We start from the raw sequence: 19,339 nt of genomic DNA, 5'->3' as shown, positions 1-19,339 counted from the left end.
CACCTAATTAAATTTTACCATCTTTTAAAACCTTAGTGGTTTTTAGCCACTAAGGTTTTGTGGATTATAAAGAAGAAGGTACCTTTATCTTACCGCTAATAATCTGTTGTTTGTAGTCCTCTAATTGCTTAATTACATTCTCATCGACAAAATTCTTCGTAGATTCTGGATATCCAACACCATTTTCTTTTAATCCGAACTCCACTTGTTTCCCCATAGGAGCCTTATTTTCCTTTGTTTGTTTGGAAATATCATAAACCGCTTTATCTACTCGCTTGATCATGGAACTAAGTGTATGTTTCGGCGCTAAGAAAGATTGATCCATATCGACGCCAATCGCCCAGTACTTCCCTGCTTCACGGGTTTTCACTTCATCAAAAAGCCCTTTCCCTGTTCCTCCTGAGGCCTGAAAAATAATATCTGCCCCACTGTTAAACATATTTTTGGATAAGGAACGCCCTTTTGTCGCATCACCAAAACTTTCAGCATAAGCAGTGATTACTTCCGCATTTGGATTTGCAGCTTTCACTCCTGCTTTATAGCCTGCTTCAAATTTTTGGATCAATGGGGATGTAACTCCACCAAGAAAGCCCACTTTATTCGTTTTCGTTTTCAATCCAGCTAATGCTCCCATGATAAAAGAACCTTCATGCTCCTTGAATGTAACAGCTACGACATTTTTAGGTATTTTCCCACCCAAATTGCTATCGACAATCCCGAATTTTTGATTGGCAAACGAATTGGAAACATCCGTTAAGGCTTTATCTAATTTGAAACCAATAGCCCAAGTAATACTACGACCTTCTCTCGCAAAACGAGTCAGATTCGGAATATAGTCCTCGTCTCTTTTGGATTCCAATGCCTTAATATCTGCTTTTTGTTCGTTTTTAACCTTCGTAATTCCAGCCCAGGCAGATTGGTTAAACGATTGGTCATTGAGTCCCCCAACATCTGTAACCATACCAATCGTAAATTTTCCTGTCGTTGTTTGGCCACCGCCTCCACAACCTGTTGTACCAACGACTAAACATAAAAAAAGAAATACAGATAAAACACGACGCATCCTTTTTTCCTCCTTCAAATGAATTAGATGGAGATAGTATGCGTCGAAATACAGCTTCCTATTATTAACGACTACCTTTTTCATAAGGTTTACCAAGTGATGCAGGTGACTCGGCACGACCTACAAATCCAGCGAGGGCAAGTATGGTAAATACATATGGAATCATGCTTAATACTTCACTTGGTACATAATTGGTTAATTTGATAATCTGGCCAATGAGTGATAGTCCAACGGAAAAGCCAAAAAAGGTAGCTGCAAGTAACAAACCTCCAGGTCTCCATTTGCCAAAAATAAGGGCTGCTAAAGCAATAAAACCTTGACCAGCAACTGTTGTCTGGTTAAATTCACTGCCTACAGCAATCGACAATCCAGCTCCACCCAATGCTGCGAGGGCTCCACTGATCATCACTGCAATATACCGAACTCTGTATATACTAACACCTGCTGTTTCTAGAGCAGCGGGATGGATACCAGCTGCACGAACATGAATTCCAAAAGGGGTTTTATATAAAATGACAGCACCAATGATTACAATCGCGATAGCAAGATAAGTCGTTGGATAAGCTTCAAACAAGGATGGGCCTAAAACTGGAATCCTATTGAGTATGGGAATAGAGATTTGCTCCAGCTTAACGGGCACAACAGGAGTTTGAGCGGATCCATTGTACATACGTTTTACTAGATATACAGCAATCCCTAAGGCAAGAAAATTAATGGCCACCCCACTTACCACCTGATCTGCTCTCCAATTGATGGAAGCTATAGCATGTGGCAAAGAGAATAAGATTCCTACTACAACAGCAGAAAGTAAACCTATCCATGCACTTCCAGTGAAAATCGTAAATATAGCGGCAGAAAATGCACCTATGGTCATAAAGCCTTCTAATGCAATGTTAACTACACCAGCGCGTTCTGAAAATAATCCTCCCATTGCCGCCAAGATTAGAGGAGTTGCATAAAGTACAGTAACATCTACAAGATTAGTCAACAAATTAAGCATAAGCTTTTCCTTTCTTTCGATTGCCCCATCGGAAAGAAATCTTAGCAGCAACGAAAAATATAATAGCAGCGAATACAACTCGTATGATTTCAAAAGGTACACCAGCTACAAACTGCATGTTTCCACCACCATATGTAAGAACACCAAATAATAGGGCAGACAACACAACTCCGACAGGGGCATTTGCACCTAACAATGCTACTGCAATCCCATCGAAACCAATACCGATAAATGCATCTTGTATGGCAATATATTCGGATGTACCAAGTAATTCTGTCGCTCCTGCTAAGCCTGCTAAAAATCCACTGAGGAGAAAAGAAAGGACGATATTTCGACGGACACTAATACCGGCATATTCTGCAGCATGACGATTATAACCAACAGCACGTAACTGGTATCCAAGTTTTGTTTTCCATAATAAATAGTAAAAAACAAATACAGCCAACAAAGCGAGAATGATCCCCATATGAATTCTGGCTCCAGCAAATAATTGTGAGAGGCTCCCTATTCTTAAGGAAGCAGTAGGCGGAATCTTATCGGTTGAATCTTTTCCTACCGCTAGCCATGTTCGAACTAAAACATTGGAAAAATAAAGTGCAATAAAATTCATCATGATACTTATAATCACTTCGTGAACACCGCGAAATGCCTTTAACAACCCAGGTAGTGCTGCCCAGGCTGCCCCTGCCAAACCACCCGCAACTACTGCAACTAACGCATGAATTCCTGTTGGCAGTGAAACTTTAGCTGCGACCAAATATGCGGTTAAAGAGCCTACGATATACTGACCTTCTACTCCAATATTAAATAGACCTGTTCGAAAAGCTAATGCTACTGCTAGACCAATAAAAATAAGTGGTGATGTGGTACGTATGGTTTCACCTAAATCAAATGGCTGTAAAATTGCACTTCCCAACAAAGCTTGATAAGCAACCAATGGATTGTATCCTGCTAGTAGCATTAAAATCGCACCAACAATGATCCCTAATAAAATAGAAAGGATAGAAGTCAACAGAGCTGAATTACGATTTTGTTTCAATGTTGTATTTTTCATATGGCATCGCCTCCTGCTTGCTTACTTCCGGTCATCAATAACCCTAGTTCTTCTTCAGAGACGATTTTCGGATCAACCCAACCTTGAATTTTCCCTTCATAAATAATCGCTACTCTGTCACTTAGTTTTAAAATCTCATTGAGTTCAAGAGATACTAGAAGTACTGCTTTTCCTTTATCTCTTTGCTCCATGATTCGGCGATGAATGAATTCAATAGCTCCAACATCCAATCCACGAGTAGGTTGAGCGGCAATTAATAAATCAGGATCTCGATCTACTTCTCTGGCAATAATTGCTTTTTGTTGATTTCCACCAGATAGTGCTCGAATGGGAGTATCTATACTTGGTGTTCTTACATCAAATTCTGAAATGAGTCGATCGGTATATTTCTCCACTTCGGTATAATTGATCCCCCAAGTAGTTGCAAATGGGGTTTTATAGTAAGTAGAAAGAATCATGTTTTCACTAACGGTAAAATCAAGAATCAAACCTCTTTTGTGACGATCTTCTGGTATATGCCCAACACCCGTTTCAATAATTTTTCTTGTTTTAAACTTTGTTATATCTACCTCATTTAAAAAAATACTACCTTGTTCTATCTTTTTTAATCCTGTAATCGCTTCAATTAGTTCTGATTGACCATTTCCATCTACACCCGCCAGTCCTACTATTTCTCCTTTGTGAATATCCAAACTTAAATGGTCCACTGCCATCTTCCCGTGAAATCCTTTCACCAAAAGGTCTTTTACTTCCAAAGCAATGGAGCCTTTCTTTTGTTCCTTTTTTTCCATTTCAAACGAAACTTCACGTCCTACCATTAAGGCAGCCAATTTCTTTTCATCCGTTTCGCTAACTTCGACCGTTTTGGCAATTTTCCCACGACGTATGACTGTAACTCGGTTACAAGCAGCCATAATTTCTTTTAATTTATGGGAAATAAAAATAATTGTTTTGCCTTCTCGAATTAGGTTTCGCATGATTACAATTAGTTCATCTATTTCTTGAGGAGTCAGTACAGCAGTCGGTTCATCAAAGATGAGAATTTCTGCACCACGATAAAGCGTTTTTAATATCTCCACCCTCTGTTGCATTCCTACAGAAATATCTTCTATTACTGCATCTGCATCTATTTTCAGCCCATATTGTTCAGATAGTTTTTGTACTTTATTTCGGGCCTTTTCATATTGAACAAAACCACTAGATTTCTCTTCCACACCAAGAATGATGTTTTCTGTTACGGTGAACGGTTGTACCAGCATAAAATGTTGATGAACCATACCTATCCCTAATTCGTTGGCCATCGTAGGCCCTGAAATTTGCACCTTCTTTTCATGAATATAAATCTCACCCTCATCTGGCTGATAAAGACCAAATAAGATATTCATCAAAGTAGATTTTCCCGCACCATTCTCGCCTAGCAATGCATGTATTTCTCCTTTTTTTACTACGAGATGAATATCTTCATTGGCGGTAAATGATCCAAATCGTTTAGTAATCCCTCTCATTTCTACAACATTCATAACACTCTCTCCTACACAAGACATATATCGTGTAGTTTGTGTAGAACATTTTTTTTAATCCATTTTTTTCACATTTGTAAATAATTAAAAAAGCCACAATCGCAATAGATTGTGGCTTTCGATCATATTTCGTTTACATGCTTCGAATTACTTCCTTCGCTTGATTGTTGTTGCTTCCATTCTTCCAGCGATAAGCGTACTTCTCTTGGTTTACTTCCTTCATAAGGTCCGACAATTCCGTTTTGCTCCATACTATCAATCAGCCTAGCAGCTCTAGAATAACCTACTCTCAGTCTTCTTTGTAACAAGGAGACTGATGCTGTTTTCGCCTCTACTACCAATTGGATCGCATCTATATAGAGTTCATCCTGTGGATCGTCTATGTTTTTTCCTTCTGCACTTGTCGGAATCATTTCCTGTACATATTTGGCTTCTTGCTGCTCCTTTACAAAAGACACGACCTGTTCGACTTCTTCATCCGACAAATATGTTCCCTGTAAACGCACAGGCTTGGAAGCACCTACTGGTAAATAAAGCATATCTCCTCTGCCGAGTAATTTTTCAGCTCCACCCATATCAAGAATGGTTCGTGAGTCGGTTTGTGCCGATACTGCAAATGCGATCCTGGATGGAATATTCGCTTTGATAACACCCGTAATCACATCGACAGAAGGCCGTTGTGTGGCAATGATTAAATGAATACCTGCCGCTCTTGCCATCTGAGCCAAACGACAAATCGCATCCTCCACGTCTCCTGGTGCAACCATCATCAAATCTGCTAGCTCGTCTACAATTACAACAATATAAGGAAGTTTTGCTTGTCCTGTATCTCCTTGGGACACCAAAGTATTGTATCGTTCAATGTCACGTGCTCCCATATTTGCGAACAACTCATATCTTTTTTCCATCTCTTTTACTACTTTCTTCAGAGCGATAGCCGCACGACGTGGATCTGTAACAACAGGTGCTAGTAAATGAGGAATGCCATTGTATACATTTAATTCAACCATTTTCGGGTCAATCATCATCAGTTTTACTTCATCTGGTTTTGCTTTGTATAACAAACTCACAATAATCCCATTGATACACACACTTTTTCCTGAACCTGTGGCACCTGCTACAAGTAAGTGTGGCATTTTAGATAAAACAGCTACATTTGGATCTCCTGAAATATCTCTACCCAAAGAAATCGTTAGTTTTGAATCTGAATTTTGATAGTCATCACTTTCGATGATATCTCTCAGCCCTACCATGGCTACTTCCGAATTCGGTACTTCAATTCCAATTGCAGATTTCCCTGGGATTGGAGCTTCAATACGTATATCTTTTGCTGCAAGTACAAGGGCTAAATCATCTGCGAGATTTACGATTCTACTTACTTTCACTCCCACCTGAGGTTGAATCTCATAACGTGTAACAGCAGGACCTCGATGGATATGTATGACTCTTGCTGAAACTCCAAAACTTTCTAAGGTTTGAACCAACTTCTCAGCATTATTATTTAAATCTTGTTTATCTGCAACTGGTGATTTCTTTTGCTCTTCTAAGATAGAAATCGGAGGCAATAAATAATTTTCATTGGCTACTTCCATGTTGAAAGGAACAACAGGTTCTTCTTCTTTAACAACTTGCTCCACACGAGAAATTTCTTTCTTTTTCTCCATTTTTAACGAAAGTTGTTCTGGTGGTTCTGTATTTTTTTTCTTCAAAGGTACTTCCTCAAAATCAAATATCGTCGGAGGTGCTATTTCTTCCTCTTCGATAATCGGATTTTTCGACACACTGCCAATCGTGGTAACTTTTCGGCGTTTTTTATTTGGTACATTTTTACCATTCTTATTATAAGAAGCCAATATAGTGGATAATTTTTCTTTCCATATTATTTTTTTGTTATCCCAAAACTCACTAAAATGGTGGAAAAATTTCACATAAGAAAAACCTGTCACCAGTAAAAAACCACACAAAAACAATGCACAAAGGGCAACGATCGTCCCAATACTTTCAAATAGGAAGTAAAAAAGAGCAAATATAAGTCCCCCAACCATTCCACCGCCCACATCCAACGGCAGACGGGATTCTCGTTCTTCTAAGAGAATACTCCAAGTCTTATCCAGAATGGATCCTTGAAAACCTTGAGTCATCAGTATTTGAAACGTAAAATAATGTGCAAAAGCCAAAAGCGAAAGCAGGACAATTACGATTCCAGTCATACGAGGGGACCAATCGTTTGGCCATCTTCTCTTCAGCATTACAAAAAAACCCAACCCAACACCGATCAATGGGATGAGAAAATCATACGACCCTACAAAAAAACGAGCCAAATATGTTAAATTTCGACCAATCGCACCTAAACTGGCCATTGCAATTATAGAGAGTGCTAAAATGGTTATCCCATATATTTCAAATAATAATTCTCTCTTAAATTTATCCGTACGAGGTGTACTGATTGGTTTGGTTGCTTTTTTCGCCATTTCATCCCACTCCCTGTAACACTTTCACCAGCATTATAACATGGATCAACATGTCAAGTGAGGTTTTTTGGGAATTTATTGGTTAGATTTGGAAAATAACCACGGGTTGTTCTTGTTTCATCTCAAAACAGCGGAAAACGATATTGACAACGCTTTCATCGGCTGCTTTCTAACCGTGTAGTGAACATTATCATCCAAGATTATTAACCCTTGGATTTTATTGAACATCAGTTTATTCCATTTGATTTTCCCGCTTTCCGATTTGTCTTAGATACGCTGTCTCATGATGGACCAGGTGATCCTATACGAGCTTTAAAATAATAATAAGACACCAAACCAAAAACTCCTTGAATATAGATAAGGAGTTTTTATCTGCTATATAAAATTAGAAGTTTTCATTATTACTTTGACGACATAATAACATTTCCTGGTTGAAAACGTGGATCAAGGAAATGAGCTGGATCAGTGCTGAGCAAACGAACCACCCGAAACGCATCTCCATCTTGTTGAACCAATAAAGAAACACCATCCACTATTGTTTCATGAATAGCTGGCAAAGAATCGTCCTGTTGACTAAAAATCAGTTCTTCAGGTAGTGGCGTCCAGTGTATCAACCTCATTCGCCTCCTTTTGTTCACGAATCAAGCGATACAGTTCTTTTAACGCATCCGCTATTCCACCAACACGATCAATAAGACCAATCTCCACAGCATCTTTCCCAACCACGTTTGTACCGATATCCCGAGCTAAATCGCCTGTCCGAAACATCAACTCACGCAGTTTTTCATCTGTTACATTGGAGTGGCTGGATATAAAACGAATTACTCGATCTTGCATTTTTTCCAAGTACTCAAATGTTTGCGGTACACCTATGACTAATCCTGTAAGACGGATTGGATGGATGATCATGGTTGCAGTTTCTGCAATAAAAGAATATAACGCATATTTTATACAGCAAAAAACATTATAGAATTCTCTTAAATTAATCCCAAATATTTGTTTGGTTTCCTTGTAAACCTTTCATGTCTTCATCTACTGCTTTCATATTCAGTTCATTAAACATAATATATTGTAAATGATGAGAGAAAAGTCGAAAGTCATTGAGGTAATTAGTTGAAGTAACTATTTCTGTTCTAGATTTAAAAACTTTACCCATAAATCTATATAATATAAGTTTATCCTTGTCATGTTCATCCTTTGTGTCCAAATCTAAATTTTCTTTTACCCATTCATGAGTTAACAATCTAAATATTTCATTAAACTCAAAAAAATCGAATCTCATTTCGTTTATTATTTCATCGTTTAACTTAGGGAATTCGGTTTTTACTTTATTAATATGATCTTTATCCGCTAAAAGATTATCTATTTTCTCATAAACTTCTTTGAATCTCAAAATATCTTTCTCTTCATTTGTTTTATTTTTCAAACCTCTACTAATCAAAAAGTAACTAATAAGAAAATTTACCTTCTGACTTAAGTAAAAACTATTATAAACATAAAAGTTATCTATCCATTGTATGTATTGCTGATAAGATTGTCTGTATTCATCTGTTGTTCTATCTAAAAACATTTCCAAATCAGTTACAGCATTCATGGTGTTTCTAAATAATTCTTGATATTTCTCTAATCGATATTCTAACAACTTATCTCGCGCTGTCGTTCTTTGTTGCTGAATAGAAAGCTCAATCGTTTTTTGATTATACTTCATTGTTGTATCTAACATCTTTTGATTAAAGTAGTATGTGACACCGACAGTTCCCACTAGTGTTAGGAAAGTAATAGGTACTGTTACAAAAGCTGTAATGATAGCAGCATCTACTTCAGGACTATAGTTTGAAGAATTCCATTTCCAAAGCACAAAAAAAAGTACAACCAATAACATCGTAATCACAAAAGCAATTGATGTAAGTAGAACTCTTTTATTCTTCATTAAAACACTCCCACTATTCTTCATTGCAATTATTATAAATTATCCGACTATAATATGCAGAATAAATAGTTTTGTTGTATATATTTTTCATCCACTTTTCCACTCGTTAAGCACCCCCATCCCCCTGTTAGGGGTTACTTAACTTTTTATATGACCAGCAGTATAAATCCTCTTTAAATCAAACAATAATTTTAGGTTACAAAACCCTCCTTTTGTTACCCTGCTTTATAAAACCCTTTAAATACAATATCCCTTTAATTAAACAAACCTTAAGTAAAAGAATGCTTTAAATTAAAAAACTAGGGTTTTGTATTAGTCCCTAGCTTTTTCCTAACTGCTCTTTTAATTGTTTAATTTCCTCTTTAATCGCCTGCTCACTACGATCATCTGTCAATTCTACTTTATTCTCCTGTATATCCTTCAATTTACTACGATTCTTTAACGTTAATTCAATCGCTTTTAACCTTGCGTTATCAGGCATACTACCTCTAACTAATTCCCGTAATTCATTATAAGTCTCTGTAAGAAAATCCTGCATCACTAGCTCACTTATTTCATTCTGATATTCGATAAAAGCAGATTCCTGTTTCCATCAGTAGATAGTTCTTTCACTCACCTTACATTCTTCCGCTATTTCAGCCATTGTCTTTTGGTGGATATCATTGGTAGCGAGAATTTCAGCAGTTTGTCTCTGAGAGGCACTTAGCGCATTTTTAACTGACATGATATGACATTTACCTCCTATAAATCCCCAGTTTCTTCCTATTAAAATGTTATCTCTAATTCTCATGTCATATGAGAGCTAATGAAAAAGCAATTCTAGAGGTAAGAATCAAGAAATGTAATCCTAATTCATTGATGATATTGGTGTTACCCTGACGATCTATGTTTAACATAGATCGTTCATCTTCATATTACTGAATGACCACCTGACTTATATCTTGGATCTACTGGTTTGAGATTCTTTAACACCTCTGTTTTGATTAACTTTCTCTCCCGTTCCAAATTGAAACTCAAATAGAGCATGATAATGCTATTGATATAAGTCTTGGAACAAATATAAAGCTAGATTAATCATTAAAGAGCCTGTTGCATTATCCGCATCAAAAGCGCAAGTGTAAGTGATTGGAGCGTCCTTTGTTCTTTTCAACAACAGACACGGAAAACATACATCAAGCGACTTTACTTAGGATTTATTTATGCAACAACCTCATTAAAGAAAAGTTAATCTAGAATTTAAACTCCCATCTTTAACATTTGTTAAATCTTCATCTTTAAGCTGAGTTAAGTTTCTATCTTTAACCTTGCTTAAACTTCTATCTTTAAAGGAGGCTATTTTGCTATATTTCTCCCATTCACCATGGGAATATGAATGAATAAAGTAAAAGGATGTATCCCTTGTTTCCTGATGATTTTTCGCTAATTAAAATAGGTTGATCCTTACCTTTAAGTTCAACAATCGATTGATATACTCTTATTCGCTATGACCATCGAGATACCTAACTCGTGGTATTCTTTCTCTGCTAAAGGAAATTGTTTTTTTAAATGAATTTTAAAATACACTAACTCAAATTCAGTCACTTCTTATTGGTATTCTTTGTGGTTGGACTCTTCTAAAATCCATTTGACCTTGTAGTCTTCTAGCTGCTAACCTTGCATTCATATATCCTGATCCATTCATTTGTGTAGTAACAACTTGCGATTCTAGAACCAGGTGGATGATATTTCGTCTCTAGTTCTCATATATATTGTTTTGCAGTTGTTACTGTTACTTCACCTAATTGTGTATATTTTCGAGACAGTCATTTTAGTGAAAATACCATTTGCAAATAAGAAAAGCCATTTACATTGGCTTTTTTAAAAAGTACACCATATACTATAAATGTCTTAGAAGAAGGTTTAAGGTGTCAATGCCTCACTTGGGATGATTGTTTACTTCTTCTAGAATCAAAACCAACATAGGTCTTAAAAGTACAAATATGAAGAGAGGCATGTTGTAGATGGCAATTTTTTTGTTTTTACTCGCTGGGTTAACTGAAATTGGCGGAGGTTATTTAGTTTGAATTTGTGATAAGAGAAGGTAAACCTTGGTATTTCGGAGCAATCGGCGGGTTATCTTTATTTCTTTATGGGATCATCGCTGCTTTTCAAATCTTCCTTCTTTCGGTCGAGTATACGCAGCATATGGGAGTATATTTATAGTCCTATCTATACTCTGGGGTTGGAGGGATTGATAAAAAAACTCCAGATTATACGACTGGGTTGGTGCTGGAATTTGCCTCATTGGAGTAGTTGTTATATTAATGCCAAGAAATTAAAAGAAGCTTCCTCTGAATACACAGTTAATAGTATAAACCTAGAACACAAGTTAACCCCTCTCCCCCACTCTCGGATGTACCGAAATACCGAAACATTTCGGTATTTCGGTTTTTCGGTAAAAGGTGGGATTAGGTGTTATATTAAAACTAGATAGATTGGAAACCTCTCAATATACATGATTTGATTTCATCACTCAATTGTAGGTGTTCCAATTGATCTAGTCCAATCCATTTGAAATCTTTGTGATCTTCACTAAGTTTTATATAAGGTTCAGTGGTTGTATCTGCTAGACTGACCTTATACAAGATTTCCACTGTGTGACGGTTTCCATTTTCAGAAATATAAGAGAAAGTGTGATATGGATTACCCACTTCTACATCTAAATTAACTTCTTCTTTGAATTCTCTAGCTAATGCCTCAGCTGGATCTTCACCAAAATCCACCTTTCCTCCAGGTAACTCAAAGTATCCTGGTAAAAATTTTTCTCTTTGACTACGCTGAATGACTAAAACCTTATCGTCTCTCATAAGTAGACCTGTACTAACAACTTTTTGAATCAATACAATCCCCTCCTATGTACATTCTAGTAAAGAAAAGAACGCTAAATTGCGTTCTTTTCTTTTTTCTCATAGTCCAGAAGTTCATATCTGTAATGATAAACTTTTTGAAAGGCTTCTGCATACTGAACAATGATATCATTATCGTCTGGTTCAGTGAAAGTTGGAAGACTCAATGTTTTTTGATAATAGGACTCAGCATTTGGTAAATCCCCTTTTCTATATGGACGTGTTTCGGATCTTACTGGATTTCTTCTTGGCCATCCATTTTTGTACATTCCATCATCCAATGTCTGAAACAGTGGTAGCAAATGTAAAGGCTTAGATCCAGGCTTTTTCACCTCCACTCCTTCTGCTTGCAATGCTTTAACATAAGTCAGAACACTTAAACCATCAAATACTTCTTTATTGTAAAAAGGTTTGTAACCATAAAATGCACCTCTTGTCACATAATCTTTGGTGATTGGTGGAGTGATACCTAGTATCCTGTCTAGCAATTGGCTCAGATAATTAAGATTTTTAAGTCTAGTACTGATATTGTTATCCAACTTATACAAGCTTACTTGTGCCAGTGCAGCAGCCAGGACATGCATACGATATTTTAATCCATACCCCGTTTTCACAAATTGCCTATAAAATGGAGTTTCGACACATTGCTCTGATCGATCTCTATAATGACCTAATAGTGTTGCTCGTTCGTATATCTCCTTTGAATTAGATAATAGGATGCCTCCCTCACCTGCGGAAACAATTTTATTTGCTTGAAGGCTAAAACAAGATACATCTCCAAATGTACCAACTAATTGCCCTTTGTAAGTTGCACCATGAGCATGACTACAGTCTTCAATTAGATATAATCCATGTTCTTTAGCAAATGCTACTATTTCGTCCATTTCACAGGGGTGTCCCCACATATGAGTTACAACAATTGCTTTCGTTCGATTGGTTAATTTCCTTTCCATATCTTCTATATCTATATTACCCGTTTCAGGATCTGCATCCACAAGAACAGGTATGGCATTCACATGAAGAATTGGAGTAACTGTTGCTAGGAAGGTATAAGTTGGGGATAACACTTCATCTCCAAGTCCTAACTTACAAGCAAAAAAAGCAGAATGAAGAGCAGTAGTACCAGCGTTAGTAGCAATTGCGTATTTCATTTTATGATAACCTGAAAATTGATCCTCAAATTCTTTCACAATTCCTGATCTACCATAAACAGAAAGCTCCCCTGATTCTAGTTGTTTGAATACAGCTTGGAAATCTTGGTTCGTAACAGGTGGCCAAACAAAATGAGGATGCTCTTTAGTTATAACTGGTTTCCCACCGAATAGAGCTAATTTTGACATTTATATCACCTTCAAATTATTTTTATTTGAAATCACGGGTTCAGACATTCCGGTTTTTTGGGATCTATAAATAGACTCTAATAAAATCAAATGATCCATTTGATCTGAGCTATCAACAAATCCACCTGCCATAACTGTAATAATAAACTCGTCTAATTGATTAATAATTGAGTTAGACCAATCTTTATCAAATTTTTGGGAATTAACTACTTCCCCATTCAAGGCAATAACCTTTACACTTTGACGATCTACAATTAATGTGCCTTTTGTTCCATGAATGTAGATTTTTTCTTCTTTCGGATGAGACGCACGAGTTAATACTATACTTCCCATTGATTTAGGTAATCGAAAAGTAATAAGAGCCGAATCTTCAGTCTCATAACTTACATCTGGGCGAGCAAAGTTAGTTAACTGTGCATAAACAAAATTGGGTAAACCTAAATACCATATCACCAGATCTAGAATGTGATAACCCATGTCAATAACTGTCCCACCACCAGAAATGCGATTAATTCCTCTCCAGCCATAATCATACGGATCGCCATTGAAAGTATAGAAACCTCTAAATAAGAAAACTTTTCCGACTTGGTCTAATACATTCTTACCCTCTTGGTAGGATGAATGCCCCCTTCTTTGCATCATCGTTAAAATAGATCGTTTCATTCTTTTCGAAGTCGAAACCAGCTCCATACCATCTTTAACACTAAGAGCAAATGGCTTTTCTTTTATGACATGTAAGTTGTTTTGCAATGCATACATACTCAAAGAGAAATGGTCATTATGTGGAACGCAAATAAAAACTCCATCAAGATGCTCTTGACTAATCATCTCTTTATAATCCTGATAATAGGGAATTTTGTAGCTAGCTGCTAAACTTTTGGCTGCTTTTAAGTCAACATCACAAACTGCTGATACTTCACCAAAATTAGACTGTACTACTAAGGCCATCTCTTCTATTGCTTGTCTTCCTGCTCCAATAAAACCAATACGAAAAGACTGAGACATAAATAAATCCTCCCTTATCTTTAGATTAGGTGAGCTAAGACACTCTGAACTCAACTAATATGTTTCAAAATGAGTACCTCTAATGGTTGTTTTTCCGGTTGAATATTCGACACTACTAAGTTCAGTAAAACGTATGGAAATATCCTCATTATTTGAAGTGTGGAAATTTACAAGCGTTTTCATTTTTCTAGATTTAAATTTTACACAGTAAGCAAAAGTAGTTTCTCTCTTTCCTTCTTTAGGTGTTAATTTAATACAACTGATACAATCTAAACGCTTAAATAGTTGATCAAGGTTTTCGATATTACTTTTAGTTTGTAGTCCATTCATTTGATATAGCCTCACCTTCAATAGAATCTACCAAATAAACCACCAATCACTGATTTATTGGCCTCAGAAAAAATTAAATATTCTGCTAATTATCCTCCCATGTTCATTTGCTTCATTTACTAAATAACCAATGTTAAAATATTTGTAATTAGGAAATAGCAGATCATTTAGAATTTATTCTCAATATAATGATAATCCAATTTTTGTATCTTCACCCGTCAGAAACCCATCACTTATCCTTCAGTTGTGATGGTATTTTTAATGTTTTTGCAAAAGGAAAGGAGTACGATGGTGAAAAATACCTTGTTACGAACAGCTAGACGCCAAAAAGGTTGGAACCAGCAACAACTGGCAGACTTCGCTCAGTTATCTCTCTCGACCATTGAACGAGCAGAAAATGGAAAGCAGATCAGGATGGACAGTGTTCAGCAATTGTGTGAATGCTTGGGGCGTACACCAGAAGAACTCGGCTTAATAATGGATGAAAGTAAAGAACAAGAAAATGACATTCAGCCTCCTATTAACGACATCACTTCGGTACTCAATATCGGCACAATGAATACAATGGAACTGTGGCATCATGATCTACTTTCGCAAGGAATAGCTGCTTGCCAAGATTTATATTTCAATGGTCAACCTCATCAGGTTGAAGCTATTTTGCCTCTTTATTGTCGTCAAACGGCATCACTTTCTCGTCAATCGTCATCGATTCAGCAGGAAGCTGCCAAACTTGCCTCACTAGCACATCTATTAGCCTGTGAATTATTTGCTGATCGAGAAAATTTTGGGGCAGCAGAACAAGCTGGGAAAGAAGCTTTTATGTATGGACAAATCGCTGGAGATGTAAACTTACAGGTTGCAGCTCTCATTGGTTTAGGGACTATAGCTTTTCATCGGAAATGGAGCAGTACTGCATTACATGTATTTCAAAAAGCGATATCATTGATGAATCATGCGACATCACTGTTGAAAGGAAGAACATATGCTGGTATTGCGGAAGTATATGCTATGCGTGGACAAATTCAAGAAACTATGCAAGCATTGGGACTGGCCTATAAATATTTCCCGATGGAACCTGAGAAAGATCCTGCATATCCATACTTGCGTGCATCGCGTTATTCTCTTTACGTCTTTGGAGATGCTCAATCTCGTCTCTTTCTTAATCAACCAAAAGAAGCTAATGATGCATTGATAACCATGCAAAAAGAAACAAACGATCCAGAAATAGAGCCTATCACGAAATTAGATTTACTCTACTATCAAGCTGAAATTCAAATTCAAAAAGGGGAAATAGATCAGAGTATCTTCATTTTGACCGAGGCAGCATCACTTGCAAAAAATCTTGGGTCACGCTTGTATTTTGATAAACTTGTTCATAGCTATAACGAATTAAATGTGAAGTGGCCAAAAGAAAAACAGATAACCCAAGTAGAAGAATTGTTTCTGCCGTGGGATATCGAATTGTAAAAGTCGGAAAATCAAATCTCCGACTTTTTTTATTATATACTCTCCAGAAAGTATTTCATTCAATGTCTTCCGTAACACTTCCTGATCGGCTCCACGCTTCGAAATGATAATAAAGTTTGCCTCTGCCTCCATCTGGTTTCTGTTGTAGTTGTTAATTAACCAGATTACTTCTATTAATAACAGAATCGTTAAAACTTTAATACCTTGAGTATCTGTCATTACTATGAAGAAGACATTGACAATGCATTGAAATATGTAAATAAAGGTTTGAAATATTTTAATGAAAGCACATCAAACAAAGAAATTTATTAATCGTAAATAAAATCCTTTATCTGATTGCTCTTGGTCAACGTGAACTTGCCCTAGAATTAATCAATAGTATTTGGGATCATATTCATGAGATGGAGCCAATTAAAGTACGACTTAATCTTTATAAATTCAAATCTCAGCTATTAAAAACTGCTAAAAAATACAAGGAAGCAATCGAATGTGCGAAAGAAGGCATTTCTATAGCTAGAAAAGATAAAGATAGAAATCGAATTTTTGGGCTACTCATTGTATTAGGTACAATTTATTTCGAAATAGGCAATGATAACACATGCTTTAATACAGTTGCTCTATTTGAGGATTTTAAATATCCACGTCGTTTTGTGGATGCTCATGTTTACTTAGGGGCATTAAAAACGAAACAAGAGGAATGGAAAAAAGCAGAATATCATTTATCTATAGCAAAAAATATCGCAGAGAAACACAATGTTGATATACGACGATTGATAAAACTAATGGTTGTATATGGAGTAATCACGAAAAAACAACATAAATTCCTTGAGTCCATTGAATATCTTGAAAAAGCTAACGAATTAGCTAAAGATAGAGACCTTCCTGTATTGCAACATGACGCATTATATCAATTACTTTTATGCTATAGCCAAATTGAAGATAAAGAGAAATTTACCAAGATGAATATCGAATTTTTTGAGGTACACCAAAAAATAGAGAAAAGTAATGAGTTACAGATCTACGAAGTTGCAGGTCCATCTTTCACTGCCTATTAAAACATTCTACAAACCAAATCATAAAAAATGACCTTAACCATTATTTATGATCAGATCATATTGTGAGTCAATGTTACAAAGGGGAGATCTCCTCTCCTTCAAAAAATATTTTCGTTTTATCTTCTTCAAAACAAACCTGATGCAGACTTGCCCAATGAATATCTGGTCCATCCCATAAATACTTTAAATCTCCTCCTCGAAGATAATTAATCAGTACCTTAATCGTAATGGAATGAGATACAAGTAAAATGTTCTGTCCCGCATGTTGCTTTAAAACTTTATTAATAAAAGATGCTAATCTTCCCTGCATATCATGAAAAGTTTCTCCTTTTGTTTCCTTTGCTTCAAAGTTTTCGGGGTGCTCATTCATGAGAAGTAATTCTTCAGGGAATAAATCTTGAATTTCACTACATTTTCTCCCTTCCCATGTTGCAAAATCCATCTCCATGAGACTATCGGATTTAACCACATCAACCTCCCGGTCTCCTTTCAAAAAGAGAGCAGTAGAAAATGCACGATTACTTGAACGAATCAAAGGAGATGTTTTGTAGTCTTTGCGCTAATTGCTGAGCCTGCTCCTCACCAGCATCTGTCAATGGAAAGTCTAGTCTTCCTTGTAAACGTCCTTCTAAATTCCATTTTGTTTGTCCATGTCTTACTATATAAATAGTGGTATTCAACAAAATCAAACCTTTCGTGAATGGACAATCCATTTTTAGGGATATTGAAATTGATAGTTATAAGTACCCATTATATCAGCAAAAGGAAAATCTTCAGCTGATCCGATACCCATTTTAAAAATTTACAACACATGCTCTCTTTTCTAAGACAATAAGAATTATTTCCGCAAACCATACACCACTTGTTGAATCGGAAACATGTTTGATAGATACGCACTTTTTGCATGACCCCGCGGAACACTCCAACAAATACGTTTAGTAGGTTCTACATTTGAAACAAGATGAAGATATTTGCACAATACCGTATGAAAATCTGGAGCATCATCTAACTCTATTCCTACTGGGATCAAATTTCCTCGGTATCTGGATTACGATCCTCCAGAAAAGTATTCATACATAAAAAAGAGTTGATCACTTAAGCCTCTGCTAATTCGCTTATGTTTGACCAACTCTTTTTAAATCATTTATATATGAATATATGATTCTTGTTGTTCATTATTTAAGTTACGTTTATTTTCTAGTTGTTCATACAGGAAGATACGTTCTTCTAACAGGCGAATCCGAACATTAAGGTTGGTTAAATCAATCAAAGTTACATCACACCTAGCCCTTATATATGTGTTTTCTCATATATGTACGGCTGTGACAGGACTTTACAAGTAATAGCTAAAAAAGTCAGCACCTAAAACAGTACTAACCCAGAGTTCCCATTATAAATGTCTGCGGATCAACTCGCAGGGGTTAGCTCTCTGTTGATCCGCTAGGACACTACTCCGACACATCAATCCACTGAGAAATCTCTCTCAGTGAAAAGGCATTGAAAAGAAAGAACAGAGGTCCGTTATCACCTCGGTCAAAAACACCGTAGGCTTCGCGCTGTCCTCCCGTTCCCTTGATGTAGAACAGGGAACCGGATTGTCCATGATAGGCAGGACCATTCATCCTCAGGAATCCGTGGTAGTTCCCATTCACAGTCAGCGGGTATTCCCACATTTCGAGATGATACTTGCTAGGGGCAGCAGCATCAAATACCTCCCCCTGATATTGTCCTGGGAATCCTGCGGTATATACCTTATCCCCCTTCTTCCCCGGAAAAGTAGCAACCTTAAAGGGCTCCCTCTCAACAGGGCTATTGAGGAAAACGGCTGCGTAGTCGTACATACCAGAGTCTGGATTGTACCGGGAGCTTTTAGCGAATCGAGAAACGCTCAACTCCTGATATCCTCCTTTCTCCTTCGGCATGAGAACCCACGTCTTTACGGCATCATTGTCAAAACAATGGGCTGCCGTGAGAACGACCCGCTTGTCGACCAGAAACCCGGAACATCCCTCTCCAGACCCATCGGAGTGGAGCACCTCTACGAAGACAATAGACCCGTAGATCCCATCCCCGTTGGTGACACGACTCCCTGAATCTGTTGGCTGACAAGCAACCAAGAGAGTTGTTACGATTCCGATGATGAACATCGACAACTTAGAACGAAAAGTAAGCACCTCTTATCCAATCTACCAAGAATAGTATCCCTTTTCTTAATTTAT

General features: G+C 36.8%; 16 protein-coding genes and 3 pseudogenes. 3 read left to right on the top strand and 16 right to left on the bottom strand.

Annotated features, from left to right (window positions below):
* Positions 1-64: 64 nt before the first annotated feature.
* The 9 genes and pseudogenes from A3GQ_RS0103135 to A3GQ_RS27935 all read right to left on the bottom strand — a co-directional run bounded on the left by A3GQ_RS0103135 (position 65) and on the right by A3GQ_RS27935 (position 9,762).
* Positions 65-1,063 (bottom strand): BMP family lipoprotein, encoded by a 999-nt coding sequence (locus A3GQ_RS0103135; RefSeq protein ID WP_028775815.1) that lies wholly within the window; start codon positions 1,061-1,063, stop codon positions 65-67.
* Positions 1,064-1,127: 64 nt separating this feature from the next.
* Entirely contained in the window at positions 1,128-2,063 is a 936-nt protein-coding gene (locus A3GQ_RS0103130) for an ABC transporter permease (RefSeq protein WP_028775814.1), read from the bottom strand.
* Positions 2,056-3,117: an ABC transporter permease gene (locus A3GQ_RS0103125; RefSeq protein WP_051271132.1), complete on the bottom strand. Its 1,062-nt coding sequence runs from the start codon at positions 3,115-3,117 to the stop codon at positions 2,056-2,058. The genes A3GQ_RS0103130 and A3GQ_RS0103125 overlap by 8 nt, the downstream gene beginning before the upstream one ends.
* Complete coding sequence (locus tag A3GQ_RS0103120) at positions 3,114-4,637, bottom strand: ABC transporter ATP-binding protein (RefSeq protein ID WP_028775812.1); 1,524 nt, start codon at positions 4,635-4,637, stop codon at positions 3,114-3,116. The genes A3GQ_RS0103125 and A3GQ_RS0103120 overlap by 4 nt, the downstream gene beginning before the upstream one ends.
* 122 nt (positions 4,638-4,759) lie before the next feature.
* On the bottom strand, positions 4,760-7,108 hold the full coding sequence (locus tag A3GQ_RS23220) for an FtsK/SpoIIIE family DNA translocase (RefSeq protein ID WP_051271131.1): 2,349 nt from the start codon (positions 7,106-7,108) through the stop codon (positions 4,760-4,762).
* A 401-nt stretch (positions 7,109-7,509) separates the two neighbouring features.
* Positions 7,510-7,722 (bottom strand): YlzJ-like family protein, encoded by a 213-nt coding sequence (locus A3GQ_RS0103110; protein ID WP_028775811.1) that lies wholly within the window; start codon positions 7,720-7,722, stop codon positions 7,510-7,512.
* Positions 7,697-8,044 (bottom strand): annotated as a pseudogene (locus A3GQ_RS23215) (ClpP family protease); the annotation flags it as partial. The gene A3GQ_RS0103110 and the pseudogene A3GQ_RS23215, both read right to left, overlap by 26 nt.
* A 46-nt stretch (positions 8,045-8,090) precedes the next feature.
* Complete coding sequence (locus A3GQ_RS0103100; protein ID WP_028775810.1) at positions 8,091-9,038, bottom strand: hypothetical protein; 948 nt, start codon at positions 9,036-9,038, stop codon at positions 8,091-8,093.
* A gap of 319 nt (positions 9,039-9,357) precedes the next feature.
* Positions 9,358-9,762 (bottom strand): annotated as a pseudogene (locus tag A3GQ_RS27935) (phBC6A51 family helix-turn-helix protein).
* A 1,363-nt stretch (positions 9,763-11,125) separates the two neighbouring features.
* Between A3GQ_RS27935 and A3GQ_RS26060 the strand changes: the two are divergent.
* Positions 11,126-11,356: pseudogene (locus tag A3GQ_RS26060) on the top strand (YnfA family protein).
* A gap of 147 nt (positions 11,357-11,503) precedes the next feature.
* Here A3GQ_RS26060 and A3GQ_RS0103085 read toward each other — a convergent pair.
* Genes A3GQ_RS0103085 through A3GQ_RS0103070 form a run of 4 tightly spaced genes read right to left on the bottom strand, consistent with a single transcriptional unit; the run spans position 11,504 to position 14,598 of the window.
* Entirely contained in the window at positions 11,504-11,917 is a 414-nt protein-coding gene (locus A3GQ_RS0103085) for an NUDIX domain-containing protein (RefSeq protein WP_028775808.1), read from the bottom strand.
* A gap of 41 nt (positions 11,918-11,958) precedes the next feature.
* Positions 11,959-13,263 (bottom strand): DegT/DnrJ/EryC1/StrS family aminotransferase, encoded by a 1,305-nt coding sequence (locus A3GQ_RS23210; protein ID WP_037463649.1) that lies wholly within the window; start codon positions 13,261-13,263, stop codon positions 11,959-11,961.
* Positions 13,264-14,268: a Gfo/Idh/MocA family protein gene (locus A3GQ_RS0103075; protein ID WP_028775807.1), complete on the bottom strand. Its 1,005-nt coding sequence runs from the start codon at positions 14,266-14,268 to the stop codon at positions 13,264-13,266.
* Between the two features lie 54 nt (positions 14,269-14,322).
* Positions 14,323-14,598, bottom strand: coding sequence for a hypothetical protein (locus A3GQ_RS0103070; protein WP_028775806.1), 276 nt, complete (start codon positions 14,596-14,598; stop codon positions 14,323-14,325).
* A gap of 291 nt (positions 14,599-14,889) precedes the next feature.
* Between A3GQ_RS0103070 and A3GQ_RS23205 the strand changes: the two genes are divergently transcribed.
* Both A3GQ_RS23205 and A3GQ_RS0103060 read left to right on the top strand, forming a co-directional pair.
* A complete protein-coding gene (locus A3GQ_RS23205) occupies positions 14,890-16,065 on the top strand; it encodes a helix-turn-helix domain-containing protein (RefSeq protein WP_037463646.1) in 1,176 nt (391 codons plus the stop codon).
* 401 nt (positions 16,066-16,466) lie between these two features.
* The gene (locus tag A3GQ_RS0103060; protein WP_028775805.1) at positions 16,467-17,120 is read left to right on the top strand and encodes a hypothetical protein; all 654 of its coding nucleotides are present in this window, start codon (positions 16,467-16,469) and stop codon (positions 17,118-17,120) included.
* A gap of 73 nt (positions 17,121-17,193) precedes the next feature.
* On the opposite strand, the gene A3GQ_RS0103055 is transcribed toward A3GQ_RS0103060, so the two are convergent.
* From A3GQ_RS0103055 to A3GQ_RS0103040, 3 genes are all read right to left on the bottom strand, one after another.
* Positions 17,194-17,655, bottom strand: a complete 462-nt coding sequence (locus A3GQ_RS0103055) for a histidine phosphatase family protein (RefSeq protein ID WP_083964064.1) — start codon at positions 17,653-17,655, stop codon at positions 17,194-17,196.
* Entirely contained in the window at positions 17,639-17,800 is a 162-nt protein-coding gene (locus A3GQ_RS28180) for a histidine phosphatase family protein (protein WP_169818236.1), read from the bottom strand. The genes A3GQ_RS0103055 and A3GQ_RS28180 overlap by 17 nt, the downstream gene beginning before the upstream one ends.
* A gap of 768 nt (positions 17,801-18,568) precedes the next feature.
* Positions 18,569-19,294, bottom strand: coding sequence for a trypsin-like serine peptidase (locus tag A3GQ_RS0103040; RefSeq protein ID WP_169818235.1), 726 nt, complete (start codon positions 19,292-19,294; stop codon positions 18,569-18,571).
* Positions 19,295-19,339 lie beyond the last annotated feature (45 nt).

Source organism: Shimazuella kribbensis DSM 45090 (assembly GCF_000428065.1).
GTDB lineage: Bacteria > Bacillota > Bacilli > Thermoactinomycetales > Thermoactinomycetaceae > Shimazuella > Shimazuella kribbensis.
Note: the sequence above shows the minus strand (reverse complement) of the source record. Positions and strands in the feature narration are given on the sequence as shown.

What these genes read in the sequence shown, in the direction of transcription:
- A3GQ_RS0103135 (WP_028775815.1), bottom strand. Translation starts at nt 1,063, where the DNA reads ATGCGTCGTGTTTTATCTGTATTTCTTTTTTTATGTTTAGTCGTTGGT.
- A3GQ_RS0103130 (WP_028775814.1), bottom strand. Translation starts at nt 2,063, where the DNA reads ATGCTTAATTTGTTGACTAATCTTGTAGATGTTACTGTACTTTATGCA.
- A3GQ_RS0103125 (WP_051271132.1), bottom strand. Translation starts at nt 3,117, where the DNA reads ATGAAAAATACAACATTGAAACAAAATCGTAATTCAGCTCTGTTGACT.
- A3GQ_RS0103120 (WP_028775812.1), bottom strand. Translation starts at nt 4,637, where the DNA reads ATGAATGTTGTAGAAATGAGAGGGATTACTAAACGATTTGGATCATTT.
- A3GQ_RS23220 (WP_051271131.1), bottom strand. Translation starts at nt 7,108, where the DNA reads ATGGCGAAAAAAGCAACCAAACCAATCAGTACACCTCGTACGGATAAA.
- A3GQ_RS0103100 (WP_028775810.1), bottom strand. Translation starts at nt 9,038, where the DNA reads ATGAAGAATAAAAGAGTTCTACTTACATCAATTGCTTTTGTGATTACG.
- A3GQ_RS23210 (WP_037463649.1), bottom strand. Translation starts at nt 13,263, where the DNA reads ATGTCAAAATTAGCTCTATTCGGTGGGAAACCAGTTATAACTAAAGAG.
- A3GQ_RS0103075 (WP_028775807.1), bottom strand. Translation starts at nt 14,268, where the DNA reads ATGTCTCAGTCTTTTCGTATTGGTTTTATTGGAGCAGGAAGACAAGCA.
- A3GQ_RS0103070 (WP_028775806.1), bottom strand. Translation starts at nt 14,598, where the DNA reads ATGAATGGACTACAAACTAAAAGTAATATCGAAAACCTTGATCAACTA.
- A3GQ_RS0103060 (WP_028775805.1), top strand. Translation starts at nt 16,467, where the DNA reads ATGGAGCCAATTAAAGTACGACTTAATCTTTATAAATTCAAATCTCAG.